General features: G+C 29.9%; 25 protein-coding genes, 1 tRNA gene and 8 pseudogenes. 22 read left to right on the top strand and 12 right to left on the bottom strand.

The features are described from left to right. Positions 1 to 4 precede the first annotated feature (4 nt). The 9 genes and pseudogenes from ACZ1HD_RS01355 (at position 5) to truB (ending at position 5,077) form a co-directional block, all read left to right on the top strand. A complete protein-coding gene (locus ACZ1HD_RS01355) occupies positions 5 to 649 on the top strand; it encodes a DUF5689 domain-containing protein (protein WP_472688425.1) in 645 nt (214 codons plus the stop codon). Between the two features lie 37 nt (positions 650 to 686). Next, a pseudogene (locus ACZ1HD_RS01360) lies at positions 687 to 956 on the top strand (DUF5689 domain-containing protein); the annotation flags it as partial. Beyond that, positions 953 to 1,423: a choice-of-anchor J domain-containing protein gene (locus tag ACZ1HD_RS01365; protein WP_472689428.1), complete on the top strand. Its 471-nt coding sequence runs from the start codon at positions 953 to 955 to the stop codon at positions 1,421 to 1,423. The pseudogene ACZ1HD_RS01360 and the gene ACZ1HD_RS01365, both read left to right, overlap by 4 nt. A gap of 72 nt (positions 1,424 to 1,495) precedes the next feature. Further along, positions 1,496 to 1,942 (top strand): hypothetical protein, encoded by a 447-nt coding sequence (locus tag ACZ1HD_RS01370; protein ID WP_472688426.1) that lies wholly within the window; start codon positions 1,496 to 1,498, stop codon positions 1,940 to 1,942. Between the two features lie 23 nt (positions 1,943 to 1,965). Beyond that, the gene (gene mce, locus ACZ1HD_RS01375) at positions 1,966 to 2,367 is read left to right on the top strand and encodes a methylmalonyl-CoA epimerase (protein WP_472688427.1); all 402 of its coding nucleotides are present in this window, start codon (positions 1,966 to 1,968) and stop codon (positions 2,365 to 2,367) included. A gap of 74 nt (positions 2,368 to 2,441) precedes the next feature. After that, a pseudogene (locus tag ACZ1HD_RS01380) lies at positions 2,442 to 3,321 on the top strand (cell division protein FtsX). Positions 3,322 to 3,384: 63 nt separating this feature from the next. Further along, on the top strand, positions 3,385 to 3,567 hold the full coding sequence (locus ACZ1HD_RS01385) for a DUF3098 domain-containing protein (RefSeq protein WP_472688428.1): 183 nt from the start codon (positions 3,385 to 3,387) through the stop codon (positions 3,565 to 3,567). Between the two features lie 2 nt (positions 3,568 to 3,569). Then, positions 3,570 to 4,362 (top strand): annotated as a pseudogene (locus ACZ1HD_RS01390) (undecaprenyl-diphosphate phosphatase). Positions 4,363 to 4,385: 23 nt separating this feature from the next. Then, a pseudogene (gene truB, locus ACZ1HD_RS01395) lies at positions 4,386 to 5,077 on the top strand (tRNA pseudouridine(55) synthase TruB). Between the two features lie 7 nt (positions 5,078 to 5,084). On the opposite strand, the gene ACZ1HD_RS01400 reads toward truB, so the two are convergent. Continuing rightward, a complete protein-coding gene (locus tag ACZ1HD_RS01400) occupies positions 5,085 to 6,275 on the bottom strand; it encodes an RluA family pseudouridine synthase (RefSeq protein WP_472688429.1) in 1,191 nt (396 codons plus the stop codon). A 642-nt stretch (positions 6,276 to 6,917) separates the two neighbouring features. Between ACZ1HD_RS01400 and ACZ1HD_RS01405 the strand changes: the two genes are divergently transcribed. From ACZ1HD_RS01405 to ACZ1HD_RS01415, 3 genes are all read left to right on the top strand, one after another. Next, a complete protein-coding gene (locus ACZ1HD_RS01405) occupies positions 6,918 to 7,130 on the top strand; it encodes a hypothetical protein (RefSeq protein ID WP_472688430.1) in 213 nt (70 codons plus the stop codon). After that, entirely contained in the window at positions 7,127 to 7,615 is a 489-nt protein-coding gene (locus ACZ1HD_RS01410) for a hypothetical protein (RefSeq protein WP_472688431.1), read from the top strand. Before ACZ1HD_RS01405 ends, ACZ1HD_RS01410 begins: the two co-directional genes overlap by 4 nt. A 160-nt stretch (positions 7,616 to 7,775) precedes the next feature. Beyond that, on the top strand, positions 7,776 to 8,249 hold the full coding sequence (locus ACZ1HD_RS01415) for a hypothetical protein (RefSeq protein WP_079737983.1): 474 nt from the start codon (positions 7,776 to 7,778) through the stop codon (positions 8,247 to 8,249). A 172-nt stretch (positions 8,250 to 8,421) separates the two neighbouring features. Here the strand turns inward: ACZ1HD_RS01415 and ACZ1HD_RS01420 are convergent, their stop codons facing one another. The 4 genes from ACZ1HD_RS01420 to ACZ1HD_RS01435 all read right to left on the bottom strand — a co-directional run bounded on the left by ACZ1HD_RS01420 (position 8,422) and on the right by ACZ1HD_RS01435 (position 11,659). Then, positions 8,422 to 9,294 carry a lycopene cyclase family protein gene (locus ACZ1HD_RS01420; protein ID WP_472689429.1) on the bottom strand — a complete coding sequence of 291 codons (873 nt, stop codon included), beginning with the start codon at positions 9,292 to 9,294 and terminating at the stop codon, positions 8,422 to 8,424. Between the two features lie 172 nt (positions 9,295 to 9,466). After that, positions 9,467 to 9,952, bottom strand: a complete 486-nt coding sequence (locus ACZ1HD_RS01425; RefSeq protein ID WP_340931503.1) for an ABC transporter ATPase — start codon at positions 9,950 to 9,952, stop codon at positions 9,467 to 9,469. A 67-nt stretch (positions 9,953 to 10,019) separates the two neighbouring features. Beyond that, entirely contained in the window at positions 10,020 to 10,649 is a 630-nt protein-coding gene (locus ACZ1HD_RS01430) for a thioredoxin family protein (protein ID WP_472688432.1), read from the bottom strand. 68 nt (positions 10,650 to 10,717) lie between these two features. Continuing rightward, complete coding sequence (locus tag ACZ1HD_RS01435) at positions 10,718 to 11,659, bottom strand: NAD-dependent epimerase/dehydratase family protein (RefSeq protein WP_472688433.1); 942 nt, start codon at positions 11,657 to 11,659, stop codon at positions 10,718 to 10,720. 173 nt (positions 11,660 to 11,832) lie between these two features. Between ACZ1HD_RS01435 and ACZ1HD_RS01440 the strand changes: the two genes are divergently transcribed. Further along, a complete protein-coding gene (locus ACZ1HD_RS01440) occupies positions 11,833 to 12,456 on the top strand; it encodes a hypothetical protein (protein ID WP_340931499.1) in 624 nt (207 codons plus the stop codon). A gap of 5 nt (positions 12,457 to 12,461) precedes the next feature. Beyond that, positions 12,462 to 12,977, top strand: coding sequence for a nuclear transport factor 2 family protein (locus tag ACZ1HD_RS01445; protein WP_472688434.1), 516 nt, complete (start codon positions 12,462 to 12,464; stop codon positions 12,975 to 12,977). 101 nt (positions 12,978 to 13,078) lie between these two features. On the opposite strand, the gene ACZ1HD_RS01450 is transcribed toward ACZ1HD_RS01445, so the two are convergent. From ACZ1HD_RS01450 to ACZ1HD_RS01475, 6 genes and pseudogenes are all read right to left on the bottom strand, one after another. After that, positions 13,079 to 13,555: a regulatory protein RecX gene (locus ACZ1HD_RS01450; protein WP_231963573.1), complete on the bottom strand. Its 477-nt coding sequence runs from the start codon at positions 13,553 to 13,555 to the stop codon at positions 13,079 to 13,081. Positions 13,556 to 13,629: 74 nt separating this feature from the next. Continuing rightward, positions 13,630 to 17,141: pseudogene (locus ACZ1HD_RS01455) on the bottom strand (efflux RND transporter permease subunit). A gap of 13 nt (positions 17,142 to 17,154) precedes the next feature. Continuing rightward, entirely contained in the window at positions 17,155 to 17,634 is a 480-nt protein-coding gene (locus tag ACZ1HD_RS01460) for an efflux RND transporter periplasmic adaptor subunit (protein ID WP_472688435.1), read from the bottom strand. An 80-nt stretch (positions 17,635 to 17,714) separates the two neighbouring features. Further along, entirely contained in the window at positions 17,715 to 18,326 is a 612-nt protein-coding gene (locus ACZ1HD_RS01465; protein ID WP_472688436.1) for an efflux RND transporter periplasmic adaptor subunit, read from the bottom strand. Between the two features lie 9 nt (positions 18,327 to 18,335). Continuing rightward, positions 18,336 to 19,421, bottom strand: coding sequence for a TolC family protein (locus tag ACZ1HD_RS01470; RefSeq protein WP_472688437.1), 1,086 nt, complete (start codon positions 19,419 to 19,421; stop codon positions 18,336 to 18,338). A gap of 251 nt (positions 19,422 to 19,672) precedes the next feature. Continuing rightward, positions 19,673 to 20,272, bottom strand: a complete 600-nt coding sequence (locus ACZ1HD_RS01475; RefSeq protein WP_472688438.1) for a TetR/AcrR family transcriptional regulator — start codon at positions 20,270 to 20,272, stop codon at positions 19,673 to 19,675. 127 nt (positions 20,273 to 20,399) lie between these two features. Here ACZ1HD_RS01475 and ACZ1HD_RS01480 point away from each other — a divergent pair, with 127 nt between their 5' ends. The 3 genes from ACZ1HD_RS01480 to ACZ1HD_RS01490 all read left to right on the top strand — a co-directional run bounded on the left by ACZ1HD_RS01480 (position 20,400) and on the right by ACZ1HD_RS01490 (position 21,769). Beyond that, the gene (locus tag ACZ1HD_RS01480; protein WP_472688439.1) at positions 20,400 to 21,371 is read left to right on the top strand and encodes a polyprenyl synthetase family protein; all 972 of its coding nucleotides are present in this window, start codon (positions 20,400 to 20,402) and stop codon (positions 21,369 to 21,371) included. 59 nt (positions 21,372 to 21,430) lie between these two features. Further along, a tRNA-Ile gene (locus ACZ1HD_RS01485) sits at positions 21,431 to 21,504 on the top strand. An 85-nt stretch (positions 21,505 to 21,589) separates the two neighbouring features. Continuing rightward, complete coding sequence (locus ACZ1HD_RS01490; protein WP_472688440.1) at positions 21,590 to 21,769, top strand: PID-CTERM protein-sorting domain-containing protein; 180 nt, start codon at positions 21,590 to 21,592, stop codon at positions 21,767 to 21,769. 18 nt (positions 21,770 to 21,787) lie between these two features. On the opposite strand, the pseudogene ACZ1HD_RS01495 reads toward ACZ1HD_RS01490, so the two are convergent. After that, positions 21,788 to 22,379, bottom strand: a pseudogene (locus ACZ1HD_RS01495) (riboflavin synthase). A 57-nt stretch (positions 22,380 to 22,436) separates the two neighbouring features. On the opposite strand from ACZ1HD_RS01495, the pseudogene pdxA reads away from it, so the two are divergent. The 5 genes and pseudogenes from pdxA (at position 22,437) to accB (ending at position 25,950) form a co-directional block, all read left to right on the top strand. Next, positions 22,437 to 23,475: pseudogene (gene pdxA / locus ACZ1HD_RS01500) on the top strand (4-hydroxythreonine-4-phosphate dehydrogenase PdxA). A gap of 79 nt (positions 23,476 to 23,554) precedes the next feature. Next, positions 23,555 to 24,090, top strand: a pseudogene (locus ACZ1HD_RS01505) (YceD family protein). A 1-nt stretch (position 24,091) separates the two neighbouring features. Then, on the top strand, positions 24,092 to 24,286 hold the full coding sequence (gene rpmF / locus ACZ1HD_RS01510) for a 50S ribosomal protein L32 (protein ID WP_068361688.1): 195 nt from the start codon (positions 24,092 to 24,094) through the stop codon (positions 24,284 to 24,286). A 153-nt stretch (positions 24,287 to 24,439) separates the two neighbouring features. After that, the gene (locus ACZ1HD_RS01515) at positions 24,440 to 25,429 is read left to right on the top strand and encodes a beta-ketoacyl-ACP synthase III (protein ID WP_472688441.1); all 990 of its coding nucleotides are present in this window, start codon (positions 24,440 to 24,442) and stop codon (positions 25,427 to 25,429) included. A 32-nt stretch (positions 25,430 to 25,461) separates the two neighbouring features. After that, the gene (gene accB / locus ACZ1HD_RS01520) at positions 25,462 to 25,950 is read left to right on the top strand and encodes an acetyl-CoA carboxylase biotin carboxyl carrier protein (protein WP_472688442.1); all 489 of its coding nucleotides are present in this window, start codon (positions 25,462 to 25,464) and stop codon (positions 25,948 to 25,950) included. Positions 25,951 to 25,958 lie beyond the last annotated feature (8 nt).

The raw sequence follows: 25,958 nt of genomic DNA on the forward strand, positions 1-25,958 counted from the left end.
TAAAATGAAAAGAAATACATTAACAACTTTATTAATTATTACAAGTTTGCTATTTATTACTTGTGTAGCAGATAGCGATTATACAGTCCCAGAAAATTTAGGTGAAGAAGAAAACAAAAATCTTACAGCAGTTTTAGATAGTATTGATAGTAATCTCTTAGAATTGAAGTCTATAAAAGCATTAAAAGAATTATACATTTCTGGCAACAAGCCATTAAAAATTACTTCTGATATTGTTGTGAAAGGCTATGTGAATTCTTCTGATGAAAACGGGAATTATTTTAGAGAGTTTTATATGCAAGATGCTCGAGAAAATCCTACTGCCGGAATAAAAATAGCAGTTAACCTAACCAATACTTTCAATAAATTTAATTTGGGTAGAGAGGTTTACATTCGGTTAAAAGATTTATTTATTGGCGAATTAAATTCAGGTGACGGAATTATAACAATAGGTGGTAAATTAAGTATTACAAATGAAAACGAAATAGAAAGTGTTTCTTCTAAACAAATAGATGGTCATTTTTTTCGTTCAGAAAAAGCAGAAATAATTGTACCTAAAGCAGTTTCTTTAGCAGCATTAAGTGCTTATGATATAGGTACTTTTGTTTCTGTAAATAATGTAATTTTTCCGAGAAAATTTAGCAGGTAAATCTTATGTAGATCCTACAGAAGATTTTGATACTCAAAGAAAAATTCAAACTTGCCAAAGATTAGGTTTTGCAGATCTTGTTTTAGAAACAAGTTCTTTTGCAAACTTTGCAAATAATGCGCTACCAACTGGTGGCGGAACAATTAACGCATTGGTTTCTAAAGATTATAGTGGCGATTTTTTAGTACTTGTATTAAATTCTACAGAAGATGTTTTAATGTCTAATGAAAGATGTACCACGCAAACCGAACAAGATTTTAATATTACTTTATTAGAAGAAGGTTTTGAGACAACTTCGGAGAAATAAGAGTAGCAGATTGGTTAAATTATAGAGAAGAAGGTACAAAATCTTGGCGATCTTACACTGATACTTATTCGCAAAGTAAAGCCGCAAGAATAGGTTCTGCTAATTCTTCTGATGCAAGTACAATAACTTGGCTGATAACCAAAGGTGTTGATTTAGATACTACTTTAGAGGAGTTTCTTTCTTTTGAAACATCAAATAGTTTTGCCAATGGTAGCGAATTAGAAGTTTTAGTTTCTACGGATTTTAATGGTGATTCTAATAATATTAGTACAGCAAATTGGACCGTTTTACCTGCAAAAATTGTTTCTGATGGAGAAGGTTTTAAAAATTGGATACATTCTACATATATAGATTTATCTAATTATTCGGGCACTGCATATATCGCTTTTAAATACAAAGGTAATGGCAATGTAAACTTTGATGGAACTTACGAATTAGATAATATTAAAATTATAGCAAAAGATTAAAATACTGCTATTTATGGGTGTTTTTCCTTAGATAAATACAAAAATCTACATGTATTTTTGAAATAAAAAATTATGGAAATTGTATTAGATAAAACTACCGGATTTACATTTAATGAGGAATTAAAAGAACTAACAATATCTGGTGATGTAGATTTTAATTCTAAACATGGTTCTGTTACGAATAAGAAATTAACTATTCCTGTGTATGGTATTTATAAAATAGATTGGGGTTTTAGTCAAAACTCTTTAAGTACATTTTATAAAGATGCTGTATCAGAATTAAGTTTATATGTAAATAATTATAAATCTGAAATTACCGCACTAATTAACAAAGAAACTAAAAGTTATCATGCTGTAAAATCTATTAATAAATCTATAACTTTATTATTAAGAGAAAAAGATTCTTTGTTTTTGAATGCAGTAAATTTAAATTCAGAAAACTTATTAATGAATAATGTTTATCTAAAAATAGAAAAATTAGAGGTTGAAGACAAAAGTGGTTTTGGTTATGATGGTTAAATAGCTTTTACTATTTTTACCCTATGGATAAAATAGAGCACATAGGTATTGCAGTTAAAGATTTAGAGGTCTCAAATAAATTATTTGCATCACTTTTTGGCGAAAAGCATTACAAAGAAGAAGAAGTTGAATCCGAAGGTGTTAAAACTTCATTTTTTAAAACAGGACCCAATAAAGTAGAGTTGTTACAAGCAACAAAAGAAGATAGCCCAATTGCTAAATTTATAGATAAAAAAGGAGAAGGAATTCATCACATAGCATTTGCTGTAGCAGATATCAATGCAGAAATAACTAGATTAAAAAACGAAGGTTTTATTGTATTAAATGAAACACCAAAAAAAGGAGCTGACAATAAATTAGTTGCTTTTTTACACCCTAAAACAACAAACGGTGTTTTAATTGAGTTATGTCAAGAGATAGAATAGTTAAAATACTGCTAACAGACACTGTTAACTGCATACTAATTATTATCTTGCCACAGTTTTAAAAGTTATTGTAAATGCCTTCAAAATTCGAATCTTATCAAAAAAGACGCTTAGCATCTTCTTACATTTCTGTTGTAATTAGTATTGCTTTAGTACTTTTTATGGTTGGTGTGTTAGGTTTGGTACTTTTAAAATCTACTTTGGTTTCTAATCGAGTCAAAGAAAAAGTAGCAATAACACTATTTTTAAAGGATAATGTAAACAGAAAGCAAATCAATTCTTTTAAAGAGTCAATTCAAAAAGAAGTGTTTACAAAACGAGTAATTTATACTTCAAAAACCCAAGCTGCAAAACAATACAGTAAAGAAATTGGAGAAGATTTTATGAAGTTTTTAGGCGAGAATCCTCTTAAAAACGGAATAGACATTTACTTAAAAGCAGATTTTGTTACTCCGAGAAAAAATGGAAGAGTTAGAATCTAGGTTTTTAAAAAATGCATTTGTTGCAGATGTTTCTTACGATAAACCCTTAATAAATATACTTACCAAGAATATTAAAAGAATTAGCTTTTGGTTATTAGCTTTAAGTGGTTTTTTTAGTTTGGTGGCAATTATACTAATTAATAGTGCTATTAGATTATCTATTTACTCGAAAAGGTTTAATATAAAAACCATGCAAATGGTTGGTGCTACAAAAGGTTTTATTAGAAAACCGTTTATTTGGCAAGGTATAAAATTAGGTATAATTGGTGCAATTTTAGCGCTTATTGGTTTAGGTTTAGTAATCTATTATTTAGATAGTTTAGCACCAAGTTTAAGGTTGTTAAAAGATTACGTTACTATTAGTTATTTGGTTGCAGGTGTGTTATTATCTGCTTTTATTATAACATGGTTAAGTACGTTTTTTGCAACACAGCGCCTTTTAAATTTACAAACAGAAGAACTTTATTATTAATACTATGAAAGACGAACAGGTACAAAATCCGAATTTCTTTTTGGGAAGAAGAATTATATTTTTATGATTATTGGTATTGCAGTAATTAGTTTAGGATTTATTTTTATGTCTGGCGGCGGTAGTGATAACCCGGAGGTTTTTAATAAAGAAATATATAATTGGCAAAGAATTAGACTTGCGCCAACATTAGTAATTCTTGGTTTGGCAATAGAAATTTATGCAATCTTATTAAATCCTAATAAATAAATATGGATATTTTAGAAGCTATAATTCTTGGAATTATACAAGGTTTAACAGAATTTTTACCTGTTTCTTCTAGCGGTCATTTAGAATTAGCAAAAGCTATTTTAGGTGATACTTCTGTGCCGAAGAAAGTTTAACTTTTACGGTGGTTTTGCATTTTGCAACAGCTTTAAGTACAATTGTAATATTTAGAAAAGAAATTTTAGAAATTTTTAAAGGATTGTTTCAATTTAAATGGAACGAAGAGTTTAAGTTTTCTCTTAAAATTATAATTTCTATGATTCCTGCAGTAGCCATAGGATTATTATTTGAAGAACAGTTAGAATCTTTCTTTGGCGGTAAAATTTTGCTTGTAGGTTGCATGCTTTTATTAACAGCTTTGTTATTATTGTTGGCAGATAAAGCTAAAAAGACAGAAAAAAAGTATCATTTTTTAATGCAGTAATTATTGGTGTTTCGCAAGCAATTGCAATGTTGCCTGGTATTTCTAGATCTGGTGCAACAATTTCTACATCAGTATTATTAGGTATTGATAGGACTAGAGCAGCTAAATTTTCTTTTTTAATGGTTGTACCTTTAATTTTTGGTAAAATAGGGAAAGATGTTTTAAGCGGAGATTTAAATTTTCAATCATCAGAAATGATGCCAATTATTGCAGGTTTTATAGCTGCTTTTTTAGCGGGTTTATTGGCTTGTAAATGGATGATTTCTTTGGTGAAGAAAAGCAAACTTTCTTACTTTTCTGTGTATTGTGCTATTGTAGGTTTTATTGCAATAGGATATTCTCTTTTAAATTAATTTTACAAAACGATTCAGCATAAATGACTGAAGAAGATTATAAAAACGGACAGGTTTTACTGATTGATAAACCACTAACTTGGACTTCTTTTCAAGTAGTAAATAAATTGCGTTGGGAAATTAGACAACGCTTTAATATCAAGAAAATAAAGGTTGGTCATGCTGGTACTTTAGATCCTTTAGCAACGGGTTTGCTTATTATTTGTACAGGTAAACAAACCAAGCAAATAGATACATATCAAGGGCAAATTAAAGAGTATACAGGTACTTTTACAATTGGTGCAACAACACCTAGTTACGATTTAGAAACAGAAATCGATAAAACATTTTCTACAGCACATATTACAGAAGATTTATTGCACGAAACTACAAAGCAATTTGTTGGCGAAATTCAGCAAAAACCACCTATTTTTTCTGCAATTAAAAAAGACGGAAAACGTTTGTATGAATTGGCTAGAAAAGGAGAAACAACAGAAATTAAAGCAAGAACTGTTACGGTTTCAGAATTTGAAATAACAAAAGTAAATTTACCGAAGTAGAATTTAGAATCGTTTGTAGTAAAGGAACTTATATAAGGTCTTTAGCTTTTGATTACGGAAAGGCTTTAAATTCCGGTGCACATTTATCAGTATTAAGAAGAACTAAAATTGGAGATTTTTCTGTTGATAATGCTCTTTCTGTTGAAAGCTTTATAGAAAATTTAAAAAAAGAATAAAGTTCATTTAAAAATCGGCATCAACTTTTAAGCTCATTCTTTTAAGAGTTACAGGATGATTAAACTCTATAAATTCTGCATGTAAATGCAATCTATTTTGTTTGTTTCCATAAAGATCATCCCCCACAATAGGCGTGTTTAATCCGTTTTTATGAGCCGCATGAACTCTTAACTGGTGAGTTCTACCAGTTATTGGATAAAAGTAAACTTTCGTTTTGTTATTAATTTCAGAAATTATTTCCCAATCGGTTTCCGCAGGTTTCCCAAACTTAAAATCTACAAGTTGTTTTGGTCTGTCGTCTAAATCTACTCGAAGCGGTAATTTTATTTTTCCTTTATTTTTTGGTAAAATGCCGTCTAGCAAAGCAACATAACGTTTTTTAATAGTTCTATTAATAAACTGACTTTGCAAAACTTTATTAGCTTCTTTCGTTTTGGTTAGTAATAAAATACCAGATGTAGACATATCTAATCGATGCACAATTATTGGTCCAGTTGCTTCCGGATATTTATCTTTAATCCTGGTGTAAACAGAATCTTTAATGTCTTTACCAGGTACAGACAAAAACTCTGCAGGTTTGTTTACCGCAAGTAGTACATCATCCTCATAAATTATTTCTAATTCTTTATTTTCGGCTAAATTTTCCAATAATAAATTGTCATCCATTTTAACACCTTTCAACATATGAGATAAAATGGGTTTACATCTACTTTGACAAGCCGGATAATAGTTTTTATGCTTTCTAATTGCTGAGTTTGGCGAAATTCCCCACCAAAATTCTGCCATTGTAATTGGGGTTAAATCATTCTTAAAAGCATACTGTAAAAGTTTAGGCGCAGAACATTCTCCGTAACCAGCAGGTGGTTTAATTGCTGGATCATTAAATATATCTAATAAGTTTTTAAGTTCTTTGTCTTTATTTAAAAAAGCATATTTGCTAAATAAGGTTTGCTGTAAATAATTCGATTTTTCTTTTCTAGATTTTTTTAATGCTGATATTTCATCTTTAAGTAACAAATAATTGCTACAAACTTTTGATAATTTATCTTGATAATACTCTTGTAATTCTTTCATAAAAAACTGATTGTTGTAACTTTCTTGCATCAGTTTTTTGGTAAGCTTATCAAATTCTAATTTACTTAAAGACTTTTCAGCATTCTTTTTAATTGCTTTTCTTTCAGACTTTAAAGACTTCATTTTTTTCTTTGAAAAGCCAAGTCATCTTCTATTTCTTTAGATAATTTTTTTACATTTTTTTAGCAGTTATAAATTCGTTGCTATTTGTTATTGCACTAAGTTTTGCATTTATAGCGTCTATTTCTAATTCGCCTTTTATGTAAAAACTTCCTTCTGTACGCATGTTAAAAACAGGAGGTACAAATTTTTCTCGGCAAACTTTTATCTGCTAATTTGCCGAAAAAAGCTGCTAAGTAACCAATATTATCATCTTTGTCTTTAACTATTAAAACACCAAACATTTTACCTATTGGTAAAGTTGTTGTATCGTTATTTAAACCAAAATTGTGTTTAAAATCTTGCTGATTTATTAAATATTCTTGCAGCTCATTACTCGCAATTTTAGCTAAAGGATGTGGTTCGTAATAAAACGGAAATGTAAATTTCTCTCGGCAGTTGTATGCTAGAAATATCTGTCTTAAAAGATTGCAAGTGCTTTAACATATTTATTTTAAAACCTCAAAGATAGTTAGTTTATCAGTAACAAGAATGTTTATAATAGTATAGAAATAAGCTTTATTGAAAGAGTCAACATAATTTTTGAATGCGTTAAAAAATAGTTTACATATCTTATAGTTTTGTATCGAACTTAAAATGAATATTATGAAAAATATAAAAATGAATTCGATAAAATTATTCGTAACAGCATTAACAGTATCTAGTTTTATGCTTGTTTCTTGTGATAATACAAAAAAGAAAACGGAAGAAGCTAAAGAAGAAGTTGCTGAAATGATAGATTCTGCAGAAGAGGGTTTAGAAGAAGGAGCAAACGAGATGGATGAGGAAATGGAAGTGAAGACCGAACCTACAAAATGAAGGATGGAACTGCGATTGTTTATAATTTAGATGAAAAAGGTATTGTTGGTTTTGATGATTGGTCTGATTATACAGTTGTTAATTCTGAATTAGCAGAGATTAGAAAAACAAATTATGTTACAACTGCCCAAAGAGTAAGAAACATGAACTATAGAATTGCTAACTTAGGTAACACAATTCCGGCTTGGTTAAAAACCGAAGAGGTGATGGAAGATGTAGCAGATGTGCAGAAAGAATATTTAGAATTAATAGAAGATGCTGATGCTTCTGAAAGTGAAATGAAAGAAAATTTAGAAGAATTATCTGAAAAATTTGACGATTTAAGAGAAGAGTTAGATGAAACTGTAGAAGAGTATACTAAAATTAATGAGTCTGCAATCGAAGAATTTAATGAAGAATTTAAAAAAGGAAAGATCGATGCAGCAATAGAAGAATATAACGAAGAAATTAAAAAATTAGATAAAATGATTGAGAAGGAACAATAATAAAACTTCTTAAATAAAATTTTAAAAAGGTAGACTTTAGGTCTACCTTTTTTGTTGAAATCGATTATTAGCTCTTTTGCAAAGAGTTAATAATCGATTTATCTGCGTTAAAAAACAGTGCTTGTTTCCTTTAATTTTGTATCAAATTAAAACACATATTATGAAAATTATTAAAAAATTTACAGCAGTTTTAACAGTTACAGGTTTATTATTTATGTCTTGTAATAATGCTACAGATACTGAATATAAAACAATGGAAATTAAAATTGCAGACGGACAAACAGTTGAGTACAAAGTAGACTCAGAAGGACATTTAGCGTTTAACGATTGGGATGGTTTTAACGATGCAAATCGTGAGTTGATGGAAATTGAAGAGAGAGATTTAGCAGTAAATTCAGAAATTATCGAAGGCTTAAATAATTCTGTAAACAATTTAGGTAACACGATTCCTGCTTGGTTAAAAACAGAAGAAGTTTTAGAAGATATCGATGATGTGCAAGAAGAGTATAAAAAACTTTTAGATGAAAGAAATGAACCTGCTAAAAACGTAAAACAGAACTTAGAAGAATTAAACGAAAAGTTTGATGATTTACGAGAAGAGTTAAATGAAACAATAGAAGATTATAATTCTTAATAGCGCATAAAATAGTTAACACAAAAGGATAGATTTTAAATCTATCCTTTTTTTGTTTTAAATTATCTTTTGGTAAAAAGTTGTCGAATACCAGCCATTAAAAAAGGAAGAAGAGGTAAGTTTTTCATAATTAAAACATCTTCTTTCAAACTACTTTCATTTCCTAAAAAAGCTAAAATTTTTTCTGGGAATTCTTTTTGAATATTCTTGTAAAAACCTCTTTACCGGTTAATTTATTAGAAAGTAGTACATCAATTAAAGTTCTATCGTACCAATTATAAAGTTTGTCTTTAAAAGTAGTTTTATTTAAAATTGGACGATTATTTTTTAAATCTAATATAATTTCTGATACATTTTTTTGAATAAACTGAAACGTATAACCACTGCTTGCTTTTGTGAATCCGCCAGCAGTACCAATGTTTATTATTGTTTTGTCTTCGGTTCTTTTAAAATTGGCAAGAGACATTGGTATAATTCCAAATTCTTCGTGAGTAATTGTGTACTTTTCTATTTTTAAATCTTCTTTAATATATTTTACCAAAGCTTTCTTGTAGTCTTCTTTTTCTATAAGTTTTGGTGTAAATAAAGTATATTCTACCAAAGCTTCTGTGCTAGAAGTAGGTAAAACGTACATAAAAGTTGCGCCATGTTCTTGCGAAACGGTAAAATCCATTAATCTACCAACATTTTTGTCGAATTGTGCAGTTTCAGTTTTAATAACCCAACCTTTAAAATGTTGTAAAAGAGAGTTTTGTTCTGTTATAACAGGATTGAATAAACTTGTTGAATTAAATACTACTTTACTCGTATAACTAGCAAGGTTTGTTTTTACAATGCCAACACTATCATCAGAAGAAATGGAAAGAATATTTTCTTGAACAAAAGTTACGTTAGTAAACTTTTGGGCATAATTTAATACATACTGATAAAAATCTAACCCTTGAATCATCTTGTAAGTATAACTGCCTAAATCTAGATTTTTTTCAAAACCTGTAGTTAGAAAAGCAAGATTATTCCATTTTGAAGAAACAAGCTCATCAAAAATACCAGCTTCTTTTTCCCAATAACACCAAGTTCTATCATTGTTTTTTTAGAGTCTTTATCGATTACTAAAATAGATTTATGTTGTAGTGTAGGTTCTTTTAATATGCGATATAGCAAGCTTAAACCTGCGCATCCGAACCTGCAATAATATAATCGTATTTTTTCATCAATAGTTATTTCAAAAAACGGTTATACCAGCTGTCTTCAATAGGGATTTTCCAAAAATTCTCAAAATCTTCTTTTGTTGTAATTAAGTTATCAAAAACAATAGATTTACCTGTTAAAGCTTTGTTTTTTAATAACTTTTTAAAGTCTTTTAAATCTTTGTATTGTACAAATTCTCCTTGTTTAAAACAAACATTCATTCTGTCTAAAAGTTCTACCTCATATTCTTGCTGTAAACCTAAAATAAAAGATACAGAAGCATCTATATCTGCGCCCTTTAAAGGAGTTGTAACATTGTCTGCAGTAATTACAATAAACCGATTGTATAAAATTTTATAAGAAGCTTTAAAAGTATCGTCATCTTGTTTCCAAGTGCTAATAAATGCTTTTACCTTTTCTTCTAAGGGTTCAATTTCATTTGCGTAAAATTTTCTACTAGAAGGATATACCCAAACTTTTGCATCTTCCGGTATTTCTTTAAAATCTACAAACATTCTATTTTATTTAGAGTACAAATATAACCAAAAGAAAAACCGCAAACAGAAAATGTGTTTGCGGTTTTTAAAAAGGTGAATAATTATTATATTTTTTTGCCGGTATTTGTGTAGCAAGCTTAACTAAATCTTCTTGTACATTTTTACCTTTATTTTTATTATACCAAACTTGTAAATCTTGTTTAAATTGTGCGTCTAAACTACCATGTTCTTCTTTATAATCTGCAACCATTTTAGTTGCTGTAGAAGGTCTTGGTCCCCAAGTATTGATAACATTATTATCTTTATCTAAAGCAATTAGTTTAGGTATGCTTCTACCTCCGTTTGTAAGAAACAAATCCATTAAAGGTAAGTTTTCGTCTCTTAAAACTATTTTTAAATCTACTTTATCTGTAAAATCTGCAATTTTTTGAAGTACAGGAATATTTTGTGCAGCGTCACCACACCAACCTTCTGTTATAACCAACCAAGTTTGAGGTACGGTTATCTTTTGAAATTCAGATATTGTTTCTTCAGAAATTTTAATAGTTTTATCTAAACGCTTCATACGTTTATCATTTAATAAACTATAATTGGTTAAAGCTTCAGATTGTATTGGTCCTGTTGCTTTACCTTCTTCTAACATACTACTAACTAAACTTCTGTACTCTGCGTAAGAAATTGTGTTTTTAAGACTATTTTCTATAATTTCTTTCATGCTAAAATTGCTTAACTTAATTCAAGAGTTTAGACGTGTGTTTTTAATAAACTTACAACGCTTATATTTTACTTTTTTAAGTTAGTTAAAATTTCTTTGGTCATGGTTTCTAAATTAAATTTATGTTGCCAGTTCCAATCTTTTCGCGCTTCAGAATCATCGATTATAGAAGGCCAACTATCTGCAATTTCTTGTCTAAAATCTGGTTTGTAAGAAATTTTAAAATCGGGTAAATGTTTTTTAATTTCTGATGCAATTTCTTCTGGTGTAAAATCTATAGCTGCTAAATTGTATGCAGTTCTTACTTTTACATCTTTTGGTTTTGCTTGCATAAGTTGTATGGTTGCATTTACAGCATCATCCATAAACATCATTGGTAAACGTGTTTTTTCTGATAAAAAACACTCATAATTACCTTCTTCTAATGCTTTAAAATAAATATCTACAGCATAATCTGTTGTGCCTCCGCCAGGTTTTGTTTTCCAAGAAATAATACCAGGATATCGAATGCTTCTAACATCAACCCCAAATTTTTCGTGATAATAATTACACCAAAATTCACCCGAAAGTTTACTAATTCCGTAAACAGTACTTGGTTCCATTATTGTTTTTTGTGGTGTATTTTCTTTAGGAGTTGTTGGTCCAAATACGGCTATAGAACTTGGCCAATAGACTTGTTTTATATGTTTTTCTTTAGCTAAATCTAATACGCCGAGTAAAGATGTCATGTTTAAATCCCAAGCTTTTTGTGGAAATTTCTCTGCAGTTGCAGACAACATTGCCGCTAATAAATAAACCTGAGTAACATCGTACTTTTTAACCATTTTTAAAATGGTTTCTTTATCTGTGGCGTCTATAATTTCAAAAGGACCAGAAGTCATCATGTCTGCATTTCCTTCTCTAATATCAGAAGCAATAACATTGTTATTACCGTAAACTGTACGTAGTTTTTGGGTTAACTCGTTACCAATTTGCCCGCTGGCGCCTAAAACTAAAATAGTTTCACTCATTTTTAGATTGAATTAAAATCAACAACAAAGGTACTTAATTTAAGTATTCGTAATAATTATTTAATAAAATAATTATTCAGTAATTTATTAGCTTATATAACCAATTTGTTATCATTTCTTTAAAATCTAATTTACGCTTAAAAATGTGTATTTTTACTTTTTTAAATAACATCGTGAAATATATATACCTTTTAGTACTAAGTGTTTTTGTAGTTTCTTGTGGAAATAAACAAGAAAATAAAGAAGAAATTAAACCGAAACCATTAATGACTTTGGTGCAATCTCATGCCAAAACAGCGCCAGTTTTACCTACATTTTATGATGAAGTAAAAGACTGGAAATACCTAAAAGAAGTTGATTCTTTTTTTGTTAAATATCAAAAAATATCGCCTAACGAAGCCTTAAGTAACGCTGTCGAGTTAAAAGATTTGGTTAAAAGTTTAAAAGATAGCCTTAAACCCAAAAAATTTGATATTCCGTCTGTAAATGCTAGAATCAATATTTTGTATAATGAGGTTTTAAGACTTGCAGATATTACAGAAATTAGTGCAATAGAGGCAGCAGAAGTTAATAACCAAGTAGACAAAACCATGTCTGCTTTTTCTGATATCAACACAAAAATAAATACCGTTTTAGCTAAAATTAGATTCGAAAATGAAATTGATATCGATGTAGATTTTATTGGTTTAGATTCTACGCGATTAGACACCGTTTCTAAAAAATCGATAGATTTAAGAATGAAAGAAAAGTTAATAGAAAAAAATAATTTAGACAAAGGTTCTAGAAAAAGGCAGTAAACATCATGAAAAAAGCAGTTGCATTATTAATAAGTATTTTAGTTTTAAGCGCTTGTTCTACATCAAAAACTATAAAAAAGGATGTTGAAACCATAAAAGAAGAAGTAAATGTTTTTATGGTTAATTGGCACAAAGCTGCAGCCGATGCAAATTTTGACAATTACTTTAATGCAATGTCTAAAGACGCAGTTTATATTGGTACCGCAGCCGAAGAAATTTGGACTAAAAAGGAATTTATTGGCTTTAGCAAACCTTTTTTTGATAGAGGTAAAGCATGGTCTTTTACAACTTTAGAAAGAAATGTTTATGTAAACCAAAACAAAAATTTTGTGTGGTTTGACGAGCTTTTAAATACTTGGATGGGTACTTGTAGAGGTTCTGGAGTTTTAGAAAATAGCAATGGTAAATGGCAAATTAAGCAATATGTTTTATCTGTAGCAATACCAAACGACGATGTGCAAAAAGTTATAAAAGCAAAAAAAGAAAACGATGCTAAATTCTTAGAAAAATATAAGAATTAATTTTAGAAGCTATTTCCTGCTTTCGCAACTCGCTTTTTTCGTTCCTCAAAAGAGCTCAAACAAATTGCTCTATCAGGGCTAAGTGTGTTTGTTAGCTTGTTTTAAGAACTAACAACTTCGTTTACTACTTTAAAAATAAGCTCATTTTCAAAACCTTTTCGCATCAAAAAGCCTATTAGTTTGTTTTTACGTTTGTAAATATCACTTTCAGAAATTACAGCATTTCTATTTTCGGTAATCCTATAAATAGTTTCAATATATTCTTCTTCGTCAATCTCTTTAAGTGCGGTTTTTATATTGTAAGCAGAAATATCTTTAAACTTTAACTCTCTAACAATTCTTTGTTTGCCCCAATTTTTAATTCTGAACTTTCCTCTTGCAAAACTTTTAGCAAAGCGTTCTTCGTTTAGAAAATTATCTTTCATTAAACTTAAAAGTATAAGTTCTCTAGCTTCCGGAATTAAATTATAATCGCGCATTTTTTGTTCTACCTCTTTATGGCAACGATCTTGGTAGACACAATACTGTTCTATCTTGCGTTTAATTTCTTCTACGGTAAAAGATTTTTTCTGCATCATTGGTTCAAAAATATAAAAAGGGATGAAACCTAAACGATTTCATCCCTTTATTTATTTACATTTTCTACTAAAAGCTATTCTTGTACTTCTGTGTAAGCAATTTGTGTATTGTCTACATCATTGTTCAATTGTCCTTTAATTCTCATTTTAAACTTCGTAATTAAGAAGAATAAAATTGGTACAACAATAAGCGTTAAGAAAGTTGCAACTACAAGACCGTAAATAACTGTCCAAGCTAATGGTCCCCAGAAAACAACATTATCTCCACCAAAATAAATATGCGGGTTAAACTCGCTAAATAATGTAAAAAAGTTAATGTTTAAACCAATTGCCAAAGGTATCAACCCTAAAATTGTGGTAATAGCAGTTAATAAAACAGGTCTTAAACGCGCTTTACCTGCTTGTACAATACTAGCAAATAATTCTTCTTTTGGTAAAAATTCATCTTCTTCTAAATCTAAACTATCTTTTCTTCTATCAATTAATAATTGTGCGTAATCTAGTAAAACTACACCATTATTTACTACAATACCAGCAAGAGAAATAATTCCCATCATTGTCATCATAATAACAAAAGGAGCGCCGAAATAACCAAACCACCAAACACGCCAATAAAACTTAAAAAGATAGCAAGCATTATAATTCCTGGTTTCGAAACTGAATTAAATTGGAAAATTAAGATAAAAAAGATCAATGCTAATCCTGTAAAAAACGCTCCAACTAAAAAGTTCATTTGCTTTTCTTGTTCTTCTAGTTGACCAGTATAATCTATTTTAATTCCTTTAGGTAAATTTTTAAAGTTTTTCATTTCTTCTCTAATTTTACCAACAACAGCACCTGCGTCTGTTTCACCAGGAGCTAATGCAGAGTAAACCGTTACAACACGTTTTAATTTTTTATGCTTAATTGCACTAAAACCAGAGTTGTTTGTTTGTGTAGCCACTGTAGAAACCGGAATTTCTTTTATTTTACCGAAGCCATGTCTCTAAAGATTATATTCTGATTAAAAACGGCACTTTTATTGTATCTATCTTCTTTATTAAAACGAACATAAATATCATAATCTTCGCCATCTTCTTTATAAACACCAGCTTTGTTACCAAAGATAGAAGCTCTTAACTGTTGCCCAACTTGACCGGTAGAAACACCTAATTCACCTGCTTTTTTTCTATCTACAACAACTTTCATTGCTGGCTTGTCTCTGTTAACATCAATTTTTAATTCATCAATACCGGAAATACTTTTAGTATTAATAAAATCTCGCATTCTTTGCGCAGTTGTAATTAATTCTGCGTAATCATCACCTTGAATTTCAATATTAATTGGCGCTCCAACAGGTGGCCCGTTTGCATCTTTTTCAACAGAAATTAAAACACCAGGATAAATACCTACCAAAGCAGTTTGTACTTTTTGTCTTAAAAGTTCACTATCTAAACCTCTTCTATATTTGTATTCTCTCATAGAAGCGGTAATTTTACCTTTGTGCGGCATTTCTGCTGCAGAACCACCATCTGTTTGTGGGTTTCCGGCACCTTCACCAACCTGAGAAACTAAACTTTCTACCATAAAGTTGTAGTCGCCATCCATATAATCATCACTATATAAAACATCAGAAACTTTTTGTTCTATTAATTTAGTAATGTTATTAGTTTTTTCGATATCTGTACCTTCCGGGTATTCTATATATACAATAATTTGATTTGGTTTGTTATCTCGGAAAAATTCAACTTTTGTTCTTTGTGATTGTAAAGACATACCAAAAGACATAAAAGCTACAATTAATAAAACAAAAGTACCTACGGTTAAAACATAAGGAGTCCAACCGAGATAATGCTCTTTTTAATTGTCTTTCGTACCAAGATTCTAATTTTGGTAATACTTTATTTTGAAAACTATTTGCCCAACCTCTTAAAAACAATCTGTAAGCCCAAAGCATTATTGCAGTAAAAATCATTAAAGTACCTAAAGCTCTATAAGCGCCACCAGTTATTAAAACCAGAACACCTAAAGCTGTCATAATACTTGTAATAATTACAATTCTTTTTACTGGCATATCTTTATCTTCTACACTCATGTATTGTGATACAAGTACAGAGTTAAAGAAAATTGCAACTAATAAAGAAGAACCTAACACAGTAGAAAGTGTAATTGGTAATAACTTCATAAAATCTCCCATAATTCCTGGCCAAAGACCTAAAGGAATAAATGCAGCAACTGTTGTTGCAGTAGAAATAATAATAGGAAAAGCAATTTCACTAATACCTTTTTTGGCGGCATCAACTTTGTTCATTCCTTCTTCATCCATTAAACGGTATACGTTTTCTACAACTACGATTCCGTTATCAACCAACATACCAAGTCCCATAATAAGTCCGAAAAGTATCATGGTATTCATGGTGTAACCTAACATGTTTAAAATCATTAAAGACATAAACATAGACATAGGAATTGCAAAACCAACAAAAACTGCGTTTTTAAATCCTAAGAAAAACATTAAAACAACAACCACTAATATTACACCAAAAATAATATTGTTTACTAAATCATCTACTTGCCCAATAGTTTTAGGAGATTGATCATTGGCAATTGTAACTTTTAAATCTTTTGGAAACTCGTTAGCAATAGCATCATTTACAATTACTTGAATTTTTTCTGCAGCGGCTACCATGTTTTTACCAGCACGCTTTTTAACATCTAACATTACAACCGGTTCACCACGTTCTCTTGCATATGTTGTTTTGTCTTTGTCTTTAAAAGATACTTTTGCAACATCTTTTAAGTAAATAGGATTATTAAATTCAGATTTAATTACAAAATTTTCTAATTCTGAAGGTTTATCTATCTCTCCAATAATTCTAATAGTTCTTCTTTGACCGCTATTTATAAAATTACCAGCAGACATGGTAACGTTTCCGTTTCCTATTGCAGTTGTAATATCATTAAAGCTAACTTTATTAGCCATCATTTTGTAAACATCAACAGCAACTTCTACTTCTTTTTCTTGAGCACCTCTAATATCTGCTTTTTTAATTTCTGGTAAATCTTCAATTTCATCTTGCAAATACTCACCAAACTCTTTTAATTTATAAACAGGATAATCGCCAGAAATATTAATATTTAAAATTGGCATTTCTTCAGACATACTTAAATTAAATACGTTTGGTTCTACTTTTGCGCCATTAAAAGTAGGCCAATCTTCACTAGAAGTTTCTGTATCTATTTCGTCTTTAATCTTTTGTTTAGCCTGTTCTACGGTAATGTTTTCATCAAACTCTACAATTACAATAGAATAATCTTCTTGAGAAGTAGAGGTAACTTCTACAACATTACTTACTGTTTTTACTTTATCTTCTAAAGGATCTGTAATTAGTTTTTCTATATCTTCTGCAGTGTTACCAGGATATACAGTACTAATATATATTTTAGTTTCTTTTACTTCCGGAAAATTTTCTCTGGCCATACTAAAATATGCAGTAATACCATAGAAAAACAACACACCCATTATTACATAAATGGTAGTTTTATTGTTAATTGCCCAAGAAGATAATTTAAACTCTTTGTCTACTTTCTTTTTTTCTTTTGACATCTTAGATGAGTTTTTATTTATTGATAACCTTTACAGTTTGACCATTGTTTACACTTCTTGCACCTTCATCAATAATTTCTGTACCAACAGGTAAGTTTTCTAAAACTTCTATAAGGTTGCCTTGTGTTTTACCAGTTTTAATAATTACTCTTTCTGCTGTAGCTTCTTGTGCGTCATTTTTATCTCTAATAACATAAATAAACTGCTCTCCGTTAGCATTTTCAGAAATAATACTTTGAGGAATTAATACAGATTCTTCATCAGAATAATCATTAATTTGAAGTTTTGCCGTTAAGTTAGGTTTTACATTTCCGCTTTTGTTAGCAACAGGAACTTCTATTTTAAAAGATCTGTTGTTAGGATTGATGTAGCTACCAACCTGATTAACTTTACTGTCTAAAGAAATTCCTAAAACAGGAAAACTAACTTTAACAGCTTTGTTTTTTGTAATGCTTGTAATATATCTTTCTGGCACTTCTGCTTCGATATACATATTGTTTAAGTTAACAATTCTAAAAACTTCAGAACCTTGCCCTGGTGCAATTACTGTACCTGCTTCTTTAAAAACATCATCTATAACTCCGAAAAAGGAGCTCTAATAGAAGCTTTTGCTAACTGACTTTTTAATTGCTTTAAACTGCTTGTTTGTGCTTGGTAATTTGTTTTTGTTTGTAAAAACTGTATTTCAGAACCAATTTTTTGTTCCCATAAACGTTTTTGACGCTCGTAAGTTGTTTTAGCTAGTTGCGTAGTTGCTTCTAATTGAGCAACTTGATTTGCCAAACCACCATCGTCTATTGTAGCCAATAACTGTCCTTTATAAACTTTTTGACCTTCTTTAACCAAAACTCTTTTTAAAATACCAGGCATTTCCGGATATACTAATATGTTTTGTTTGGTAGTTACGTTTCCTTGTAATTCTAAATAATGATTAAAAACTGTGTCTTTTGCTACAAATGTTGTAATTAAAGGTAGTTTTTTTACTGTGTCTTTTTCTGAAATAGCTGTGTTTATAGCTTCTAAATCTTTGTTTATTTCTTCTAACTTAGAAGTTATTTCTTTCTTCTTTGCTGTTAATTCTGTTAAATTACCGTAAGAAATGATGCTTTCTACAGATGTTTCTTTGTTTTTACCACAAGAAACTAAAATAGCTGATATAACGAATAATGAATATATTTTTTTCATTGTAATGTATTATTTGATTGGTAGGTTTAATGCGTTTTCTAATGTTGCTTTTTTAGCAATAACTTCTAACATAGACTGTATGTAGTTTTGTTGCTGCGTGTATAATTGATTTTGAGCTTGTAATAAATCGAAACTAGAAGAAATTCCTTCAAAAAACTTTACACGTTGTTTCTTTTCGATTCTTTCTGCCAAACCAACATTCTTTTTATTTGTTTGATAATTGTCTATGCTAATTTGGTAATCGTTTTTAGCTTTCTGAGCTTCTAAAGACAGTTTTTGCTTTATTTCTTGCAACCTTAAGTCGGCCGTTTCTAATGCAATTTTAGCTTGAGCAGTTTTTGCACTTCTACCAAAACTACTAAAAATAGGAATTTTTAAACTTACGCCCAATAAAGAAGAATCGAACCAACGCTGATTACTATTTAAAAAAGTAAAAGAATCTGAGTTTGCTTGTGCGCCATAATTTAAAAAGGCACTTAAAGTAGGTAATGCCTTACTTTGCTCTAGTTTTACCATTAATCTTTTAGTTTCTAAGTCATTTTCAGAGATTTTAAAATCGATGTGATTGTTAACGTTAAATGTTTCTGAAATTAGTTTTAAGCTGATGTTATCCTCAGCTAAAGAATCTAAAGAATCTGTTAGAATTAATTTTGTAGAAATAGGATTACCTAAAGAAAGATTTAACATTTGGTATGCAATCTCTTTCATTCTTTTAGTATTATTCAACTGATTTTTTAAGTTACCTAATGTAATTTCTAACTGTTCTACATCTTCTTCTTCATTTAAACCGTTTTCGTAAATCTTTTTAGCATCATCAAAATTTTTCTGAAGAATTTTAATGTTTCCTTCTAAAATTGCAATACTATTTTCTGTAACTAAAACATTACCGTAAGCGTTAATAACAGCTTCTTTGGTTAGCATTTCTGTTTTCTCGTTTGCTTGTTCAGAAATTTTTAAATAAGTTTTAGATGCTTGTAAACCTACAAGATAAGAACCATCAAAAAGCAATTGCCTTAAAGTTACGGTTGCATTCATGTTTTGTTTTGTACCAAAAATAAACTCTTCGTTTGTACCGTCTTGGTCAAAATCTGCCAACGTAATTGGTTGTTTTATAAAGTTTTGATAATCGATATTACCATCAATTTGCGGTAAACCAATTGTTGTGGTTTCCCAAACTTTTTTTCTGCAGCTAAAATGTCGTTTTTAGAAGCTTTGGTGTTATAACTATTCTCTAATGCAAAGTTAATTGCTTCTTTAAGAGATAGCGTTTGTGTTTTTTCTTGGGCATTTGTTATTAAGAAAAAACAGGTGCTAAAGTATACCAGTATTCTTTTTTCATGGTAGATTTATTTCAGTTTTAATTGGGTTTCTAATTGTTGTATTCCGGATTCTGTGCAAATACCTCTTAAATGGTATTCTAAGTGATATTGCATTAATGTGTTCATAGAATAATCTCTTAACGGAAAAAGGTCTTTGTCTTTAATACCTATCATACCGTTAAAATAAATTCTAGAAATAAATTCTACATCAATATCTTTTCTATATAAGCCTTTATTGATTCCTTCATTTAAATTCTTAATTACAAAGTCTTGCATAATTAAAAATTGCTTTTTCTTTAAAGGAGCGTAAATCTTTGGATAATATTTTTGAAGTTGATACTGAGGTGAAGATTTTTCGTCCTTTAAATTTTCCATAATAAACTTTTTAATGGTAAAAAGTTCGTCTATAGGATTAAGGTCTAAACCACATATAGAGTCAATGCCACAACATACATTATCAAACATGTATAATGTTACAGCGTCTACAAGTTCTGTTTTGTTTTTAAAATACTTGTAAATTGTTTTTTTAGAGACACCTAAAGAACTGGCAATTTCATCCATAGTTACACTCTTAAAACCAAGGTTTAAGAAGAGTTCTTTAGATTTGTCTAATATTTTTTCTCTCATAATTCGGGTGCAAATGTACAAAAGGAAACTTTAGAAACAAAAATAGTTTCCAAAGTTTTAAACATTTTTTAACGTTATAACTTCAAATAAGAATTTCTTTACATTATTTTTACAAAAAATTTTAGATTTGGACATTTTACAATATCAAAAGGAATTTCTTTCTTATTTAGAATCAAAAAAATGGATTCACGAGCCTAAAAACTTGTACGAACCAATAGATTACATTTTGCAATTAGGCGGAAAAAGAATTAGACCTGTCTTAACTTTAATGGTTGCAGATATATTTTCTAACAATGTAAGTAAGGCTTTGCCAGCTGCTTTAGCGGTAGAGGTTTTTCATAACTTTACATTGGTACATGATGATATTATGGACGATGCGCCTTTGAGAAGAGGTAAAGCAACGGTTCATGAAAAATGGAATATAAATACAGGTATACTTTCCGGGGATGCTATGCTAATATTAGCTTATCAATATTTCGAGAATTACGAACCTGTGGTGTTTCAGAAGTTAGCCAAATTATTTAGCAAAACCGCTTTAGAAGTATGTGACGGACAACAGTTGGATGTTGATTTTGAAACTAGATCTGATGTTACGATTCCGGAATATATAAACATGATTCGTTTAAAAACATCAGTTTTAGTTGCTGCTGCATTAAAAATGGGTGCAATTGTTGCTGAAACAACTGAAGAAAATGCGAGTTTAATTTACGATTTTGGTTTAAATCTAGGTTTAGCATTTCAATTACAAGACGATTATTTAGATACTTTTGGAGATCCAGAGACATTTGGTAAGCAAGTTGGAGGCGATATTATTGAAAATAAAAAAACATATTTATATCTAAAAGCGTTAGAAGTTGCTAATGATGATGAGAAAGGTAAGTTGCAATATTTTTATAAAAAGAAGCTTAACGAGAACTCTGTTAAGATTTCTGAGGTAAGAAGAATCTTCGAATTGAACGATATTCCGCTTTTAATTAAGCAAGAAATAGCAAATTATACAGAAAAAGCTTTTGATACTTTGGCTAAAATGAGTATCGAAGATGTTGATAAACAATCTCTTAAAGATTTTGGTCTTTGGTTGATGAATCGATCTGTATAAGATTTTTATTTTTTTACTAGATTATTAAAAATTATAGTACATTTGCATCCAATAATTTTGGTCCCATAGCTCAGTTGGTTAGAGCACCTGACTCATAATCAGGTGGTCCTTGGTTCGAGCCCAAGTGGGACCACTTTATTTTTTTAGCATATATCAAATAAAAATTAGATATTTGTAAAAAACAAAAAATTTCAAAATTTTAATCTGGGGGATATAAAATGAAGAAAATAAAATACTTAGTACTAATTATAGTGCTCCTTTCTACTCAATTGATTTGTGGTCAAATGGTACCACCACCAATTCCACCACCACCACCACCGGGTTTATCTGTAGATGGCGGAGTAATATTTTTACTAGCTTCTGCTTTAATTTATGGTGTAGCAAAATTAAGAAACTAATCTTAATTTTTAAATTTCTTATGATCTTTTAGTAAGACGACTTACGTATTTACCAATTACATCGAATTCTAAATTTACTTTATCATCTACTGCTAAAGTTTTAAAAGAAGTGTTTTCTAAAGTGTAAGGTATAATTGCAACACTAAAAGAATCATCTTTCGAGTTTACAACCGTTAAACTTACTCCGTTTACTGTTATAGAGCCTTTCTCAATTGTAATATTATTATTTATTGTTGCATTATAACGAAAAGTAAAAACAGTACTTCCGTTCACGGTTTTCAATATTTGTACAAATCCCAGTTTCATCTACATGTCCTTGCACTATATGACCGTCTAGTCGATCGCCAAGTTTCATTGCTCTTTCTAAGTTTACAATAGAATCTATTTTTAACGCTCCTATATTTGTTTTGTTTAAGGTTTCTTTAATAGCGGTAACTGTATATTCATTTTCGTTGATACCAACAACAGTTAAACATACGCCATTGTGGGCAACGCTTTGATCTATTTTTAACTCGTTTGTAATATTGCTACTTACTGTTATATGAAGATTATCTTGCTCACTTACTAAGTTTGTTACTTTACCAAGTGTCTCTATTATTCCTGTAAACATTTCTCTAAATTTTAGTTACTTTTGTAGAACATCAAAATTAAGAATATTACAAGAGTTATGGCTGATAAAACTGATAAAATAATCGTCGGAATTTCAATAGGAGATTTAAATGGTATAGGTATTGAAGTTATTTTAAAAACATTTGAAGATAAACGAATGTTAGATTTCTGTACACCAGTTTTATTTGGAGCAATGAAAGTTGTTTCTTATCATAAAAAAGCTTTAAAATTAGAGGTTCCTGTGCATGGAATTAACCAAATTAACCAAATAAATCATTCTAAAATAAATGTTTTAAATGTTTGGAAAGAAGATGTTTCTATTAAATTAGGAGAGGAAACTAAAGTTTCGGTTCGTATGCAGCAAAATCTTTAGAAGCTGCGGTAGAGCATTTAAAGAATAAAAGTGTAGATGTTTTATTAACCGCACCTATTAATAAAGAAACCATACAGTCAGAAACATTTAATTTTCCGGGTCATACAGAATATTTAGAAGAAAACTTGCCAGGTAAAAGCTTAATGATTCTTATGACAGATGTATTAAGAATTGGTTTGATAACGGGTCATATTCCTATTTCGAAAGTAGCAGAAGCTATTACTCCAGAAATTATTAAAGAAAAAGTGTCGACAATGCATGCTTCTTTAAAGAAAGATTTTGGTATTGCAAAACCAAAAATTGCAGTTTTAGGTTTAAATCCTCATTGTGGAGATAAAGGTGTAATTGGTAAAGAAGATGATGAAATTATTAAACCTACTATAGAAGAAATTAAAGAAAGTGGCAAGTTAGTTTTTGGACCTTATGCTGCGGATGGTTTCTTCGGATCTGAAACATATAAGCAGTTTGATGGTGTTTTGGCAACTTATCACGATCAAGGTTTGGCGCCTTTTAAAGCATTGTCTTTTGGTAATGGGGTAAATTTTACAGCAGGATTAAGTGAAATTAGAACTTCACCAGATCACGGAACAGGTTTTGATATTGCAGGTAAAAACCTAGCAAACCCATCATCTTTTAAAGAAGCATTGTTTTCTGCAATTCATATTTACAAGACCGAAACGATTATAAAGAACTAACTAAAAACCCACTTTTAGCAAAGCATTAAAAATAATTTTCTTTTTTTAAAGAAAACAGTGTATAAAAACATTTTTTTATATCTTTGCACGCTCAATTGATGTTTGATAATGAAAGACTTGAAACAATACAACATACAGTTTGTAGGATTAAAGGAAGGTAAACATCTATTTGAGTATAGTATTGATAATACGTTCTTTGAGTTTTATAATTATAGTGAGTTTAAAAAATCTTCTATAAATGTTACTTTAGAATTTGTAAAAAAAGCACTTTTTTTGAGCTTTTATTTACAGCTTCAGGGACAGTTAATGTGCCTTGTGATGTAACAAATGAGTATTTTGACCTTGAAATTACCTCTAAATTACCTTTAGTTGTAAAATTTGGACCAGAATATAATGATGACAATGAAGAGATTTTAATTTTACCACATGAAGTATATCAATTTAATGTAGCACAGTTTATTTATGAAATGATTGTGTTAGCTGTTCCAAGTAAAAGAGTTCATCCAAAAGTACTAGATGGTACGATGAAATCTGAAGCTTTGAGCAAATTAGAAGAGTTAGAAATAAAAGAAGAAAAAACTGTTGAAACAACAGACCCTAGATGGGATAAATTAAAGAATTTAATAACAGAAAAAAAGACATAAAATGGCACATCCTAAAAGAAAAATATCGAAAACGAGAAGAGATAAAAGGAGAACGCATTATAAAGCATCTGCACAACAGATTGCTACAGACCCAACAACAGGTGAAGCGCACTTATATCACAGAGCTCACTGGCACGAAGGTAAACTTTACTATAGAGGTCAAGTAGTATTAGAATCTGCAGCAGCAGAAGCATAGAAAATTTTTATTTTACATAAAAAACCCTCAAATTTGAGGGTTTTTTTGCGTTTTTATACGAAATCCCATCGTTTTAATACTTTTTATTCTAAAAAGTAAAATAAATTTCATTTCTTTGAAATTCCTTAACATTGGGATAACAAACTAAGTATTATGACAAAAATCACTGCAGCAATTACAGCAGTAGGGAAATATGTTCCTGAATATGTTTTAACTAACAAAGAGTTAGAAAGCTATGTAGATACCAATGACGAATGGATTACTACTAGAACTGGTATCAAAGAAAGAAGAATCTTAAAAGGTGAAGGTCTTGGTACTTCTTATATGGCTATTAAAGCGTCAGAAGATTTAATCAGCAAGAAAAATTTAGACCCTAAAGAAATAGATTTGGTAATTGTTGCTACTGCAACACCAGATTTACCAGTTGCATCTACAGCGGCTTATGTTGCTACAGAAATAGGTGCAACTAATGCTTTTGCTTACGATTTACAAGCTGCTTGCTCTAGTTTTTTATATGGTATGTCTACTGTTACGAGTTATATAGAATCTGGTAGATATAAAAAAGTTTTATTAATAGGAGCCGATAAAATGTCTTCTATAATAGATTATACAGATAGAGCAACTTGTATTATTTTTGGTGACGGAGCAGGAGCTGCTTTATTTGAACCAAATACAGAAGGTTTAGGTTTTCAAGATGAATACTTAAGAAGCGATGGTATTGGTAGAGATTTCTTAAGAATTGAAGCAGGTGGTTCTCAAATGCCAGCTACAAAACAAACAGTAGAAGAGGGTAAGCACTTTGTTTATCAAGAAGGTAAAACTGTTTTTAAATATGCCGTTTCTAATATGGCAGATGTTGCAGAAAAAATGTTGGTTAGAAATAACTTAACAGAACCAGATATTCAATGGTTAGTTGCACATCAAGCTAATAAAAGGATAATAGAAGCAACAGCAAAAAGAGTTGGTGTTTCTGCAGAAAAAGTAATGATGAATATTCATCGATATGGTAACACTACTTCTGCAACCTTACCATTATTATTAGCTGATTACGAAAATAAGCTTAAAAAAGGAGATAATTTAATATTTGCCGCATTTGGTGGTGGTTTCACATGGGGAGCTGCGTACCTTAAATGGGCTTACTAATTTATATAAAATAACAACTAAACAATAAGGAAATGGATATTAAAGAAATTCAAAATCTTATAAAATTTGTAGCTAAATCTGGTGCAAGCGAGGTAAAGTTAGAAATGGAAGATGTAAAAATTACAATTAGAACGGGTTCAGGTAAAACAGAAACTACTATTGTGCAAGCTGCACCAATGCAAGGTTTACCTCAAATGCCTGCACAACAACATGCGCCATCGGCACCAGTTGCTGTTGCAGAACAAGTTGCTGCACCTGTGTCTGATAATGATGATTCTAAATTTATTACTATAAAATCTCCAATTATTGGAACTTTTTATAGAAAGCCTTCTCCAGACAAACCAAATTTTGTAGAAGTTGGTACAGAGGTTAAAGTTGGTGATACAGTATGTGTTATCGAAGCTATGAAATTATTTAACGAAATTGAATCAGAAATTTCTGGTAAAATTGTTAAAGTATTAGTAGACGATTCTTCTCCGGTAGAATTTGATCAACCATTATTTTTGGTAGACCCATCATAATAATTAAT

The organism is Polaribacter sp. HA6-7 (assembly GCF_055693625.1).

Excerpts from the sequence above, each read along its gene's own strand:
- ACZ1HD_RS01355 (WP_472688425.1), top strand. The coding sequence starts at position 5 with ATGAAAAGAAATACATTAACAACTTTATTAATTATTACAAGTTTGCTA.
- ACZ1HD_RS01370 (WP_472688426.1), top strand. The coding sequence starts at position 1,496 with ATGGAAATTGTATTAGATAAAACTACCGGATTTACATTTAATGAGGAA.
- mce (WP_472688427.1), top strand. The coding sequence starts at position 1,966 with ATGGATAAAATAGAGCACATAGGTATTGCAGTTAAAGATTTAGAGGTC.
- ACZ1HD_RS01385 (WP_472688428.1), top strand. The coding sequence starts at position 3,385 with ATGATTATTGGTATTGCAGTAATTAGTTTAGGATTTATTTTTATGTCT.
- ACZ1HD_RS01400 (WP_472688429.1), bottom strand. The coding sequence starts at position 6,275 with ATGAAGTCTTTAAAGTCTGAAAGAAAAGCAATTAAAAAGAATGCTGAA.
- ACZ1HD_RS01405 (WP_472688430.1), top strand. The coding sequence starts at position 6,918 with ATGAAAAATATAAAAATGAATTCGATAAAATTATTCGTAACAGCATTA.
- ACZ1HD_RS01410 (WP_472688431.1), top strand. The coding sequence starts at position 7,127 with ATGAAGGATGGAACTGCGATTGTTTATAATTTAGATGAAAAAGGTATT.
- ACZ1HD_RS01415 (WP_079737983.1), top strand. The coding sequence starts at position 7,776 with ATGAAAATTATTAAAAAATTTACAGCAGTTTTAACAGTTACAGGTTTA.
- ACZ1HD_RS01425 (WP_340931503.1), bottom strand. The coding sequence starts at position 9,952 with ATGTTTGTAGATTTTAAAGAAATACCGGAAGATGCAAAAGTTTGGGTA.
- ACZ1HD_RS01430 (WP_472688432.1), bottom strand. The coding sequence starts at position 10,649 with ATGAAAGAAATTATAGAAAATAGTCTTAAAAACACAATTTCTTACGCA.
- ACZ1HD_RS01435 (WP_472688433.1), bottom strand. The coding sequence starts at position 11,659 with ATGAGTGAAACTATTTTAGTTTTAGGCGCCAGCGGGCAAATTGGTAAC.
- ACZ1HD_RS01445 (WP_472688434.1), top strand. The coding sequence starts at position 12,462 with ATGAAAAAAGCAGTTGCATTATTAATAAGTATTTTAGTTTTAAGCGCT.
- ACZ1HD_RS01450 (WP_231963573.1), bottom strand. The coding sequence starts at position 13,555 with ATGATGCAGAAAAAATCTTTTACCGTAGAAGAAATTAAACGCAAGATA.
- ACZ1HD_RS01460 (WP_472688435.1), bottom strand. The coding sequence starts at position 17,634 with ATGTATATCGAAGCAGAAGTGCCAGAAAGATATATTACAAGCATTACA.
- ACZ1HD_RS01465 (WP_472688436.1), bottom strand. The coding sequence starts at position 18,326 with ATGAAAAAAATATATTCATTATTCGTTATATCAGCTATTTTAGTTTCT.
- ACZ1HD_RS01475 (WP_472688438.1), bottom strand. The coding sequence starts at position 20,272 with ATGAGAGAAAAAATATTAGACAAATCTAAAGAACTCTTCTTAAACCTT.
- ACZ1HD_RS01490 (WP_472688440.1), top strand. The coding sequence starts at position 21,590 with ATGAAGAAAATAAAATACTTAGTACTAATTATAGTGCTCCTTTCTACT.
- rpmF (WP_068361688.1), top strand. The coding sequence starts at position 24,092 with ATGGCACATCCTAAAAGAAAAATATCGAAAACGAGAAGAGATAAAAGG.
- ACZ1HD_RS01515 (WP_472688441.1), top strand. The coding sequence starts at position 24,440 with ATGACAAAAATCACTGCAGCAATTACAGCAGTAGGGAAATATGTTCCT.
- accB (WP_472688442.1), top strand. The coding sequence starts at position 25,462 with ATGGATATTAAAGAAATTCAAAATCTTATAAAATTTGTAGCTAAATCT.